This window comes from Aquaspirillum sp. LM1 (assembly GCF_002002905.1).
Taxonomy (GTDB): Bacteria; Pseudomonadota; Gammaproteobacteria; order Burkholderiales; family Aquaspirillaceae; genus Rivihabitans.
This window is the reverse complement of sequence record NZ_CP019509.1, coordinates 1,458,951-1,472,351: the sequence shown is the minus strand read 5'-3', so window position 1 is coordinate 1,472,351 and position 13,401 is coordinate 1,458,951. Positions and strand designations below refer to the sequence as shown.

The following is a 13,401-nucleotide window of genomic DNA, read 5'->3' as shown; positions in this document are numbered from 1 at the left end:
GCTACGCCGTCCGCGCTATCCTTCCCCGCCCTGAACGGCGGGGCTTGCCGCGCACCGGGTCAATCTCACTGTTGTCAGCTTTGCCCTGGCGCTGCGCACCGCCTTGCGCGCGCGTGACGCCCAACTGGGCCATGGCTGGGCAATCCTGCGTGCGGTGGGTCGCCGGCTGGGCCAGCGGCCAGGCCAGTTCATCCTGCCACCGCCGGCAGACAAACCCGCCTGAATCAGGGCTGATGCGGTTTTGTGCCGACCAGGCCCTCCATCGCCAGCCATCCAGTATGATGGCGTTACCTTACCCCCACAGCCCCCACAGGAGTCCGTCATGTATCTTGCCATGAACCGTTTCCGCATTGTCCGTGGCCAAGAAGCCGCGTTTATCGCCATCTGGCGTGAACGCAACAGCTATCTGGACCAAGTGCCCGGCTTTATCCGCTTTCATCTGCTACAAGGTGCCAGCACTGATGAATACACCCTGTTTGCCTCGCACGCCGAATGGGCGTCGGAAAGCGCATTTCAGGACTGGACCCGCTCCGACGCCTTCCGTCAGGCACACGCCAATGCCGGTGCCCGGCGCGAGCTGTATCTGGGGCCGCCGCAGCTGGAGCTGTTCACCGCCGTGATCTGAGCGCCCATCCTGAACAAAACACACCGCCCGCCGGGCAAAGCGCGGCAGGCGGTGGCATGGGGTGCATAAGGGCAGTGAAGGCTGCCTGGATTCAGCCCTGACGGGGCAGCACAAAGCGCCCAACCAGGGTATTCAGCTCTTGCGCGGTGCCGTTCATGGTCTGGGCAATATTGGAGGCTTCGTCGATCAGCGCGCTGTTTTCCTGCGCATGGCTGGCAATCCGCGCCACATTCTCCGCCACATCGTGGCTGGCCTGGCTGTGTTCGCGCATGGCGTGGCTGATTGACGAGGCTTTTTCCAGGGCATCGTCGGCGGTGGCTTCGATATGCTCCAGCACATGCTGGGTTTCCTGTAGCCGGGCCAGGCCCTCGTGCATGCGCTGGCTCACCTCCTGCATGCCTTCCACCGTGCTTTGCGTGTCGCTACAGATGGCTTCAATCAGCAGGGTGATTTCCTGGGTGGCGCGGCTGGTGCGTTCGGCCAGGCTGCGCACTTCGTCGGCCACCACGGCAAAGCCCCGGCCCTGTTCACCTGCGCGGGCGGCCTCAATCGCAGCGTTCAGCGCCAGCAGATTGGTCTGATCGGCAATGCCCTGAATGGCACCAATCAGCTGGCTGATGGACTGCGAGCGCTGGTTCAGCTGATGAATTTTGTCTGAAGCATGGTTGACGGCGTCGGCCATTTCGACAATTTCATCCGCCGCCTGGCGCATGCTGTCGCGGCCAGCATGGGCCTGGCGGCGGGTTTCGCTGGCGCAGGCTTCGCTGGCGGTAGCGCTGTCCACCACATGGTTGATGCCGGTGCTGATTTCTTCGGTGGAAACGGCAATCTGGCTGGAGGCGTGGGTTTGCTCTGTCGAGCCTGCTGCTGCCTGGCGCGACAGCGACGACAGACTGCCTGCTGCGTCGGCCAGCCGGCGGGCATCCTGCTCCACTTGCGACAGCGCGCGGGCAAAGGCGTCGACCAGTTGGTCAAACGAGCGACCAATACCGGCAATTTCATCCTGCCCTGGCAGATTGGCGCGCAAGGTGAGATCCAGCGAATGACTGGTGTTGTCCATCACGCTTTGCAGCGCGCGCACCTCGCGACGTAGCGCGCGCATGGTCAGCATCGACAGCACAATCGCTGCCAGGGTGGTCAGCACCGCCGCGCCGGCAGACAAGGCCGCCCGCTGTCTGGCGCTGTCGTTCATTTCGGACACCTGGGCAATCATGGCATGGGAAAAGGTGTCGAGCATGCCCTTGATGGCTTCAATCCGGCTGGCTGCCGCCGCAGACCAGACCTCCCGGCTGATGCCGGACTGCGCCGGACCGGCGGTGAGAATTTTTTCCCGCAAGGCCAGCGCTTCCTGATAGGCCGGAATCGTGCCAATTGCCAGATAGGCATCGCGCAGCGCCGGGGTGGCCAGTGAGCTGAACTGGCTCAAACAGCTTTGCTGACGGCCCATGCCTTCTTGCACCTGCCGGCGGCTGGCGTCGTCCAGCGTTTGCCGTGCCAGCGCACTGGCCAGCAGCGCCTGCTCGCGTCCGGCAAATTCCTTTTCACACAGCAGCGCCAGTTGCGCGGTGATTTGCCGGGTGATTTCAGCATGGGTGCTGCGCTGCACGGTGAGGGTAGCCAGGCCCATCAGCTTTTCAATCAGGGCGGTATATTGCCCCTGGTGTTGCGTGGCTGTGCCGCTGTGCTGGTCCACCTGCTGGCGCAAGGCGTTCAGCGCCTGCAGCGCCTGAAACTCATCCTTGGCCAGCGTGCGGTCTTCCTCGCTCAGGCTGGCCTGCTCGGCGGCGGCGAGCATGCCTTGCTGCGCGGTGTCCAGCGCCGTCCTGGCCTGCTTGAGGGGCTCGCCGCCGCTGGCGCTTGCCCCGCGCTCCACCTGCATCAGGTGAATCACATCCCCGGTGCGCGTGGACAGTTCAATCAGCGCAGCGGCGTGCTGCATATTGGCGGCTTCCTGCCAGTGGGTCCAGGCAGCCAGCCCGGCAAAGCCCATCATGCCCAGCAAAGGCAGGCAAACCAGAAGCAGCAGGCGTTGGCCGAGGGTCAGACGGTCGGTCATTATGAGGTCTTTTTCCTTACTTGAATCACACAGGCCGGATAAGCCTGCTCAGGGAAGACGGCCACCGCGATGGCGTGGCCATTCCTGTCTCTTTGCCGGCGTGCTGCGCAACCTGCCTATCAGCAGTCACGCAGCTTTACAATCCTACAATGGTTGCAAGGATTATACTGACGCGCTGCTGCACTGCATGAGAAAACCAGGGAAAGCTTGACTTAGGTCGGATTGAACGGGGCAGAATACGCAGCGCCCTGCCTTTAACGGCCAGGTTGTTCCGCCCAGCAAAACGCCATGCTGCGTTTCAGGCAAAAAACACATACGCCACGCCCACTGCCGCGATAAAACCCACCACATCGGCAAATATCCCACATCCTGCAGCATAGCGGGTGTGGCGGATATTCACTGCGCCAAAATACACCGCCAGCACATAGAAGGTGGTTTCGCTGCTGCCTTGCAGAATGGACACCAGCCGCCCGGCAAATGAATCTGCCCCGGCGGTTTTCAGCGTGTCCAGCATCAGCGCCCGCGCACCGCTGCCAGACAGCGACTTCATGATGCCGGTAGGCAGTGCGTCCACCCAGCGGGTATCCCAGCCGCCCAGGCTGACCAGCTGCTTCAGGCTGTCGATCAACAGCGCCATCGCCCCGGATGCCCGAAACAGCGCAATCGCCACCAGCATGGCCACCAGATAGGGAATGATCCCCACTGCCACCTGAAACCCTTCTTTGGCTCCATCAATAAAGCTGTCGTATACATTCACCCGCTTGATCAGCGCGGCAATCAGCATAGTGCCGATCATCCCCAGCAGCAGGGCATTGCTCAGCACTGACGACTGCGCCTGCATCACCTCGGCAGGCAAGCGGGCACACCACCAGGCGCTGCCCAGCACCAGCGCGCTCAGTCCGCCCAGATAAGCCAGCACTACCGGATCGAACAGGCGCAGGCGCTGAATCATGCCAGTCAGCAGCACGCCAGACAGGGTGGCGATATAGCTGGTGAGCAGCAGCGGGATAAAGACATCGGTTGGGTCGGCGGCACCCATTTGCGCGCGGTAAGCAAAAATGGTCACCGGAAACAGAGTGACCGAGGCGGTGTTGATCACCAAAAACAGAATCTGCGCATCGGTGGCGGTGTCCGGATGGGGATTGAGCGTTTGCAGCTCACGCATGGCCTTCAGCCCCAGCGGGGTGGCGGCATTGTCCAGCCCCAGCATATTGGCCGCCATATTCAGCGTGATGCTGCCCAGCGCCGGGTGATCGCGCGGGATGCCAGGAAACAGCCGGGCAAACAACGGTGCCAGCGCGCGTGCCGCCAGGGCAATCAACCCGGCGCGTTCACCGATTTTCAGGATGCCCAGCCACAGGGTCATCACTCCGGTCAGGCCCAGGGCAATGTCAAAGCCGGTCTTGCTGGCGTCAAACAGTGCCTTGACCATTTCGGCAAACACCCCGGCCTGGCCCAGCCACAGCGCCTGCACCAGCGCGGCCAGCAAGGCGCACAGGATCAGGCCGGCCCAGATGACATTCAATAACATGATTCCACTCCCCGAGCGCCGCGTCAGCCAAGCTGGCCGTCACGGCATGGTTGCGCATCATACTGTCTCGTTCTTGCCCTGTCGTGGCTGGCAGGGGAATTGCATCGCGTGCCTGCCATGCGGGGCGGCGGCGGATACGGGCAGCACCCACGCCGTGCGCCCCATTCTGCAGCGATATGCCGTGGCCAGTCATGCCATTTGATTGATTTATGCCGGTCGGCCATGGTAAAAGACCTGCCCGTTCTGCCCTCGCATTCCATGAAAGTGTGTTGATGAAATCCACCCTACGCCGCATGCGCCTGCCGCTGGCCGTTCTGTTGCTTGTGCTGGTCAGCCTGGCTGCCTGCTCGCCAATTACCCTGCATGCCTGGTGGACCGCCTCGGCCAGCCGTGCCCAGGGCTTTGTCTCCCGCCAGCTGCCGCTGGGCGAGGGCGGGCAACTGGCCTACCGCGAGGGTGGCCAGGGGGATGCGGTGCTGCTGATTCACGGCTTTGGCGGCAACGGCCTGCTGCACTGGCGCACGGTAATGGGCGATCTGGTGGCCGACCATCGGGTGCTGACGCCCGACCTGCTGGGCTTTGGCGATTCGCATTCGTCGCGCCCGCCGTCACTGGACGCCCAGGCCGACGCGCTGGAAGCGCTGCTGCGTGAACGCCGGATCGAGCGGGTGAGCGTGGTGGGCATTTCCTATGGCGGGTTTCTGGCGCTGGAGCTGGCCCGCCGCCTGCCGCAACACGTCAGCCGTGCGGTGATCATCAATTCGCCAGGCCCAATTTACCGTGACCAGGATTTGCACAGCCTGCTGCGCCGCGCCGGGGTGCAGTCCGCCACCCAGCTGTTTGTGCCACAGTCGGCCAGCGACATGCGCCGGCTGATTGGCATGACCCGCAGCCAGCCGGTGGAAGTGAGCGACTGGCTGCTTAACGACATGCTGGCGCGCTACTACGCAGGTCGTCAGGCCGGGCTGACGGCGCTGATGGATGAGCTGTTGCAACACACCGACAGCTATCGCACGCGCATGCAGGGTATCCATCCGCCCAGTGTGGTGGTGTGGGGTGAGGCTGACGCGGTGTTTCCGCTGCCGCTGGGCCAGGCGCTGGCCACCGCGCTGGGCGCACCGCTGATTCAGGTGGCCCACGGCGGCCACAGCCTGACCGCCGACCGCCCGGCGCTGGCGGTGCAAGCCGTGCGTCAGGCCTTGCATGTGCCATTGCAGGCAGGCCAATTGATTCGTCTGGGAGAAGACTTGCCCGCGCTGAAATAGCGTTGGGCAGCATTGGGAATGCATCGGGGCCGAACATGCACTTGGCCGCCACGCTTGCCATGGCCCGCCGTGCATCGGTTCGGCCATCACCAGCATTGCAAAAGGTGACGGCAGCCCGCTCAGACACCGCAATGCCGACATGCTCAAGCAGTCACAGGGTGTGTGCCTGATGCGACACCTAGTAGCCAGTCACGTTGAAACACGATGGCTCACGTTCCACGACGAACCACTCGCCGCGCCCCACCGCGTCATTCCCGCGCAGGCGGGAATCCAGGGGCATCCACAGCGTGCAGCGGGGTGAGCGCTCACGACCGTCCCGTCCCATGCCCACGGCGCACGCTGTGGCGCGGTCTGGGTTCCCGCCTTCGCGGGAACGACACCTGAGGTGAAACTCATGCCGAAAGCGCTCTAAGGACGCGCTGAACAAACCAACATCTGGCTTAAGGCGAGCCACGCAGCCTACATCAATTCAGCAGTGAGGCGTCGATGAGTAAAAAACACCAGCCCCATCGCCAGTTTCAGTCAGAAGTCACGCTATCTCACAGCAAATTCCCTCATTTTGTCTCTTCAGGACGCATTTTTGGCATTGCGAGCGCTCCAGGACTTGCCAATCAGCAGATTCGCCAATCCAAAGAGCGTGTACAGCCGCGCCGTGTTCTTCGCCAGCCCACGGTAGGACACCTTCTTCATGCCGAAGAGGTTCTTGATGATCTTGAATGGATGTTCAACCTTGGCCCGGATCCTGGCCCTGGCCTGTTCGATCCGCTCCTGCAGTCGCCCAACCGGCGTATCCGGCAACGCCTTGCGCTTGCCCGGACGCATGGCAATTTCCCATTGAATCTTGAGCCCCTGGTTCTTCTCCCGCTTCTCAACACCCTGGTAGCCGGCATCGCCAACGCCAAACTGTTCTTCTCCATGCAGCAAGGCATGCGCCTGGGTGACATCGCTGACGTTGGCTGACGTGGTGACCAGGGTATGCACGATGCCCGTTTCAGCATCCACTCCAATGTGCGCCTTCATGCCGAAGTACCACTGGTTGCCCTTTTTGGTCTGATGCATTTCAGGATCACGCTCACCGCTTCGATTCTTGGTCGAGGACGGCGCAGCAATGATGGTGGCGTCAACAACCGTGCCTTCCTTGAGGATCAGGCCCTTCGCGGCCAGTAGGGCGTTGATGGTCTCGAAGATGCGCTCGGTCAGCTGGTGCGTTTCCAGCAGGCGGCGGAACTTGAGCAGGGTGGTGGCGTCTGGTGCAGACTCCCGCGACAGGTCTATGCCAACAAATCCCCGGATGGCCTGGCTGTCATAGATGGCGTCTTCGATGCCTTCGTCTGAGAGTCCAAAGCATTGTTGGGCGATGTACATTCGCAGCATCCGCGCTACGCCAATCGGCGGTCGGCCCCGGCCTGTTCCTTTCGGGTAGAACGGCTCAATCTGCGCGACCAAGGCGGCCCATGGCGTGACTTTGTTGATTTCGTCAAGAAACCGGTCGCGCCGCGTGACCTTCTTCTTGGTTGTGTATTCCAGTTCGGAAAAGCTGGCTTGCTTTGTCATGTGACCATCCACGTTCAATGTACTGATGTTCGCAGATCAGGAGGCTTCGGGCCAGCTGTCGGGGAATAAATCAGCGCATCCCTAATCGCCTGTCAGTCGATTCATATCATGGTGACTGGCTACTAGCCCATGCTGCTGTTTCATTCATCCTTTGTTCTGTTTCCGCCTCATCCTGAAGGCAGACACCCTGTGTCAGGAAAGCCTTCCTGTCAGGACAGATTCAGCCATCTTGTCGCTGATGCGCGGCCTGTTGCGCTCCTCGACCGTCTCTTACGGCGGCTATCTCCCCCTGTCGAGTCAATTTTTGCGTTTGACATTGTCACAATCAAGCGACACCCCCGCTTGATCACCCACTGCCGCGAAAATAGCCACATCGCATGACCCTACCGTCATTTATAAGCCCGGTGACGGCGTGGTTTCTTCCGGTTCGGCTTACGTGGCGGCGCTGGCTTGCCAGGCCGTCGTTTGCTGATCTGCCCAGCAATTCCAGCAAACAAGGCCGGCCCAATCCTGTCGATTGATGCCGGGTCTTCCAGCAACTGCGGCAGATACAAACGCACCAGATGTGTGGCATGAGTCAGGTTTGGCACCAGCGTGGCCGCATCCAGCTCCTGTTCCGCCAACACATCCTGCGCGGCAATGATGGTCAGATTGTGCAACAGGATTGAGGCGTGGAACTCCTGACGAATCGCCTGTGGCGTCTCTCCGCCAAACTGCTCCAGTTGCAAGCGACATTTGAGATGCCGGAACGCCTCTTCGATGCGCCAGCGTTGCTGATACAGCGCTGCAAAGTCTACTGCGGGCCAGCGTGACGCATCCAGCAGCGACGTGGCCAGAATTTCAATCTGGCCTGTTTTGAGCGGAACACGCACCAGGCGCACCGAGAATGCATCCATCGGCAGCTGGTGCTGGACAAAATCCTGGCGCTGCCCGTGGCCAGGCTGCATCCTGATGACAGCACAAGCCTGACCAGACGCCACAAAAGCCTGAACCTGTGGCGAAAAACTCTGTGGCAGACGAATGCAGAAATGTTGCTGGCGCGCCAGCAACAAGGCAAACAGCCAATAAGCCGGATACCCGCGATCCAACACCAACAAATCGTCAGGGCGCAGATGCTCAAACTGTTCGGCCAACATGCTGCGTTCGTCACGGGTGTCGGCAGCCAGACTGGCGTGCAGAATCAGACCTGAACTGGTTTCACACAAGGCGCTGGCGCGGGCAAGACTGTAGATGCCGCCCTGCGAGTGGTAGCAGTTGAATCCATCTGGGCCGCTGCTGATGGTGTCAGGGTGTGTGGTGGGCAGATAAAGCGTGGTGCCATCGCAGGCAACCACACGCAAGCCGTGCCAATCTGGTGCGGGATGGAGGTCTGCCAGAACCGCCTGGTTAAGTTCGACAAAGGCTTGCCAACGCAACTTCTTGCGCGCCATGCGGAAAGCATCGTCATGAGCGCGACGGCCCAAGGGCAAGGAAATCCGGGAGAAGAACTGATCAAGCTCGACTTGCAGCGAGCGCATCAGATTGACGAGCAAGACGCCGACGACACGCTCGAAGGTGAAAACGGCGCGGCGGGTAAAGTCGCGAGCAGCCTGGCGATGTCGGGCAATGAAGTCCACGGACGTGATGAGGGTGTGAATTTTATGGATTGAACTGGAGTATTGAGAGGGGCGGTTTTTTTGTCATTTTTACATACTGATCAATTGGTTGTGCGCGCTATTCTACCGTAAGGGAAGGTTGCACGGTGTATGATTTTTAGCTAATTTCGCGGCAGTGGCTTGATCACCTCCCTATTTTTTACCATTGGCATTGACGTGGAAAATTTGCCAATATACTATCATTCAGACTATTTCTTATGACTAAAGGTAGAAATACCTAAAATAGAAGTTTGGCTGGAATGTGATAAGCAAGGCATGAAAATCCCATGAATACTAAATGGGTTTTTTTAATTACGTAAAACAAAAACTAATATAAATCAATAGCTTATGCTATTGAATCTTGGCTGGTATATTATGATTTTTATCAAAGAGATGCATGCCATTCATGCTGCTTTGCACCATTTTTACAAGCCATTTTATGGCAAATAGCTTTATCGGCAAAAACAATAAACGCGAGTACGCCCAAGTAGAATTACGTAATGATGTCGCAAAAAATAAACGTAAGTCATCTTAAATTACAGCAAAAACAAGCAATGCCAAATTACTTGCTTTAGTATGGGCAGCTGTTTTTCATGTCAGGCATCTTCACGGCCAGCACACCGCATGGTCGGGCGATGCGCTGCCTCTGCCTTCACCTCAGCCACCGCAACTCGCATTCACTCAGGGGAAATTCCGATGAGAACACTCCACTTCGATCTGGCCAAAGGACATCTTCGCACCCAATGCGCCACCCTCAGCCTGCGGGTTGGCGGCCAGCAGTTTGATCTCATGCCGCATGACGACACCAGCCTGGCGCTGGCGGCCAAAAGCAATATGGCATTGGCCATGGCGGTGCGCAGCAACACGCATGGGTTCAGCCATTACGCCGAAGTACCTGAAAGCTGTTTTTTACCCCACCATGTCACCCTGATGAAGGTCGTGGGCGAAAAGAATGGGCCGCATGCGTCCTCCCTGCCTGACTTGTACCATCTGTCCTACCATATTCCGGATGCCCATATACGCCGTTACGCCCGCCGCCAGGCAGCCAAGCTGGCCGCACGTAATGGTGGCCTGGCGCTGCCGGGCAAACTGGCCGCCTATGGCGTCACTTCGGCACATCTGCAACTGCAGAAAAGTCTGGATATCAGTGACCTGTTTGTGGCGGCCAGCAGCCTTGCCACCCCGTGGGACACGGCGTGCTCGATCCTGTTTTCCCATCCGGAGTTGGCCAGTAGCCAGGGCTATACTGCCGCGATCGTGATGAATGACCACATCGCGCCACCCCCCGAAGTTGACCCGCAGCAATACAACCGGGTGTACGAGTTGTCGCTGCTGATTTCCAGCCAGGGGCCTGCTACCGAGTTTGGCGGCTTTGCCACCTACGCTCAGGTCGTGGATCCGAACACCGGCCTGGGCATGATTTACGAGTACGACTGGGAAGGTGAAAACGGTGAGCTGATCTTCCCGCAAGGCGATCCGGTGATGCAGTACAACCTGTCGGCAGAAACCGAAAGCGGTTGTGGTGCCCCCGTCTCGTATGCCCTGAGCACCGCCCGCAACGACAGCAGCCTGCAGAACAAGAGCTGGAGCGTTAACCAGAGCCAGTCGGTTGATAGCCGCGAGTACCTGACCGAGTCCGACCGCGCCCGCTCAGTCAGCGAGCAGGGCAAGGCCAATGCGTCGATCTGGACCGCCACCAACCAGACCCCCAACCACGGGATGAATGTCTACCCTGGCAGCATCGTCTACGATCCGGTCAAGAAAAACTTCGCCATCGACTTCAAGAACACCTATCTGCGGCAACTGGGCGTGTTCATCGAGTTCTTTGAAGACACCACGATGCAAAAGCCGATCAACAACCCAACCGTCAACGGAACGTGGCCGTTTTACTTTCCGCAATCGATGGCCAGCTGGTTTGAGACGCCTTCACAAAAATCCATTGGCGTGCTGTCCAACGTCAACACCATCATGGGCATTCCGATGCCCACCGACCCGACCAATTTCTCCACGCCCTGGCCGAGTGAGGCCCAGGCTGCACGCTTCCTGTTTGGTGGGCTGGGCACCTCTAACTGGCAGGATCCGATTGTCTGGCCGGGGGTGATCCTGACCTCAATGTTCCAGTACGCCATTCCTACCCTGTGCATGCTGGGTGGCGCAGCGGTGACCGACAGCCAGTGGTACAAGAGCTTCATCAACGACAAGGACAACGTGGCCGCGCTGGCCGCCATTGCCTTTCCGATGCTGGCCGGTGGCACCACGGTGGCAGCCGCACTGCTGAACACCAAGCAGGTGCTGTTTACCGTGGCCAATGTGGCCATGGGGATTCTGGCCAAAAAGGGCATGGAAGTGCTGGCCACGTATGTGGCCACGCGGATTGCCGCCGCGATGGCCATTGAAGCCACGCCGGTGGTGGGCTGGGCGGTGCGTCTGGCCGCCATTGCGCTGGACATGGCGCAAATGGCGGTGACCACGGGTGAGCTGCTGTCGAGCCCGGCCACCCTGGAAGTGGACATCAAACGTCAAATGACTTTGTCGTTCACCTTGCATCCGGATCCGGCACATGGCGAAAAAGGCCGTCCGGAAACCGCCATCTGGCCGCCAGTGGGGGCCAGTTGCGTGGTGAATGTGGAATACACCAACGGCACCTATTACACCCAGACCCAGCGTCTGCCAGAAACCGGCTCGAATACCCCGCTGGTGTTCAACTTTGCCAATATCGGCTGGGGCGGCACGCTGAAAATCAAGGCCAATGTGTTCTCTGCCAATGGCTGGCTGGCCGGGGCCTACGTCAGTGAGCTGCTGGCGGCGCAGCCAGACAATGCCGATATTGGCATCATGGCCGTGGATGGCACCATCAAGGAAATGCTGGTGCCGCTGACCCAACTCACCCAGTACGAATACTGGCAGCAGCTCAACTACGACAAGACACAGAACAAGCATACCTGGATCAAGGGCTCGCCGCCCGCCACCACGCTGGAAGGCATCAACTGCAGCAATGTGGGGCACAACATCTGCAAGCTGGTCAACATGACCATCCTCAACGAGGATTATCAGGTGGGCTATTGTTACCAGGCTTCCGGGGAAAACATCCCGCTGGAAGACCCGAACAGCCCGCCTAACAGTGGCCAGATGTATGTGCTGCAGAATATTTCCATCTTGAGCGTGGATTCGCTGAACGAACGGCTGAAACAATCTGAAGTGGGCTTCAAGGTGCAGCCGCTGATTGCCTACAACACCTTTGGGGTGGGGCCAGATGAAAAAACCATTACCCCGTACAACTTCATTGTCGATTCCCGTTTTGGCAAGTATTACCTGCGCCAGATCGACCTGCGCGACGGCAGCCACACCTTTGGGCTGATTGACGCCAACAAGTCGTGGGGAACCTTCATCATCCCACATCTGGATGCCATGATCGTCCACCCCAGCGGCTATGTGATTGCCGTTAGCTGGCAATACAGCAAGATGCAGATTCTGCAACTGGGTGAAGGCCCGGTGGATGACGCACTGGCACCCGAAGCGCAGATCGTGTCCAGCCAGGGCGTGCTGCAAGGCCTGACGCATGGTCCGATTGCACTGGCGGTGACACCGGATGGCCGGGTACTGCTGCTGGAAACCCAGAATGCCCGAGTACAGGCATTTGACACCAAGGGCAACCCGGTACCGAGCTTCCCGGGGGCTCAGCGCTTCACCCTGCCGACTGCCGACTATGTGGCCACACTGGACGCCGAGGTGTTTTCGCCTGCGCTGCAAGCCGCATTCCGCGACAACGGCCTGACCTTCCTGTTTGCCAACAGCAATCCTGATTTCCGCCGGGCGCTGGATGGCGCGGTGCTCAATGAAATCATCATTGCCGCCTTTGCCGAAGAAGGCGTGTTCCTGTGCTACAACCAGACCTCCGAAGGCGGGATTGATCCCGTTGGCAGCAGCACGGTCACCGTGGTGACGCCAGGCAGTCGCTGGGTGGTGACCGACCCGCAAATGCCGGCCAGTTACACCCTGTGGCTGGCCAATGGTGCGGTGCAGGTCAGCGACGACCTGACGGCAGTAGACGTCAAGATGATGGCGCGTGGCGTCAAGTGGCAGGTCAACGACCGCGCAGGTGCCCGCTCGTACCTGCTGACCGTTGACCCGGCCAAGCCTGCCGAGATTTCGGTGGCCGATTATCTGTCCTACATGCCGCTACACCAGCCGGCAGGCATCACCTACCTGGACATTGCCGTCGAAGCCAAGGGCTACATCTATGTGCTGTCGCACCGTGGCGACGGCATGCGCCCGTCCGACTACATTCTGGACATCTATCAGCCCGATGGCCGCTTCCTGGTGACCTCGCCGGATGCTGCACTGATTCCCGACCCGGCCAAGCGGCAGTATCTGGCCGCCGCCCGGCTGGTGGTCGATCCATTCCGCACCGTGGTGGCACTGAACTACGGCAGCTTCCTCGGCCCCAACGACCGCACCGAACCGGTGGTCAGCCAGTGGACCCCCAGCACGCCATTGTTTGATCTGGACATTGCCACCCTGCCCATCTTCCAGCAAGGCGACATGACCCAGATCCGCTCGCTGTTTGCCAGCAAGGGTCACCCGCTGTCGGCCAGCGCCACCCTGGTCACGATCAATCCGGCCGGCCACTTTGACGTGCTGGATGCGCCCCTTCACTACCCGGTGGTTGCCACTGTCAATGGTGACGATCAACAGGTGATTTCGGTTTACGGTTTCCCACTCTGACTGCGGAGTTT

The 13,401-nt window shown here is 59.8% G+C and carries 7 protein-coding genes and 1 pseudogene; 4 read left to right on the top strand and 4 right to left on the bottom strand.

The annotated features are described in order from the left end of the window. Positions 1–70: 70 nt before the first annotated feature. Together BXU06_RS17315 and BXU06_RS06285 are read left to right on the top strand one after the other, a co-directional pair. Positions 71–223 (top strand): annotated as a pseudogene (locus BXU06_RS17315) (hypothetical protein); the annotation flags it as partial. A 99-nt stretch (positions 224–322) separates the two neighbouring features. Beyond that, complete coding sequence (locus BXU06_RS06285) at positions 323–625, top strand: antibiotic biosynthesis monooxygenase (RefSeq protein ID WP_077297868.1); 303 nt, start codon at positions 323–325, stop codon at positions 623–625. A gap of 91 nt (positions 626–716) precedes the next feature. Here the strand turns inward: BXU06_RS06285 and BXU06_RS06280 are convergent, their stop codons facing one another. Both BXU06_RS06280 and BXU06_RS06275 read right to left on the bottom strand, forming a co-directional pair. Beyond that, entirely contained in the window at positions 717–2,681 is a 1,965-nt protein-coding gene (locus tag BXU06_RS06280; RefSeq protein ID WP_077297866.1) for a methyl-accepting chemotaxis protein, read from the bottom strand. A gap of 298 nt (positions 2,682–2,979) precedes the next feature. Then, positions 2,980–4,212, bottom strand: coding sequence for a nucleoside recognition domain-containing protein (locus BXU06_RS06275; protein WP_077297864.1), 1,233 nt, complete (start codon positions 4,210–4,212; stop codon positions 2,980–2,982). Between the two features lie 272 nt (positions 4,213–4,484). On the opposite strand from BXU06_RS06275, the gene BXU06_RS06270 reads away from it, so the two are divergent. Next, a complete protein-coding gene (locus tag BXU06_RS06270; protein WP_171982130.1) occupies positions 4,485–5,477 on the top strand; it encodes an alpha/beta fold hydrolase in 993 nt (330 codons plus the stop codon). Positions 5,478–6,044: 567 nt separating this feature from the next. On the opposite strand, the gene BXU06_RS06265 is transcribed toward BXU06_RS06270, so the two are convergent. Both BXU06_RS06265 and BXU06_RS06260 read right to left on the bottom strand, forming a co-directional pair. Further along, complete coding sequence (locus tag BXU06_RS06265; RefSeq protein WP_077297860.1) at positions 6,045–7,031, bottom strand: IS5 family transposase; 987 nt, start codon at positions 7,029–7,031, stop codon at positions 6,045–6,047. Between the two features lie 389 nt (positions 7,032–7,420). Next, positions 7,421–8,647: an IS4 family transposase gene (locus BXU06_RS06260; protein WP_171982090.1), complete on the bottom strand. Its 1,227-nt coding sequence runs from the start codon at positions 8,645–8,647 to the stop codon at positions 7,421–7,423. Between the two features lie 714 nt (positions 8,648–9,361). Here BXU06_RS06260 and BXU06_RS06255 point away from each other — a divergent pair. After that, positions 9,362–13,390, top strand: coding sequence for a hypothetical protein (locus BXU06_RS06255; protein ID WP_077297858.1), 4,029 nt, complete (start codon positions 9,362–9,364; stop codon positions 13,388–13,390). Positions 13,391–13,401 lie beyond the last annotated feature (11 nt).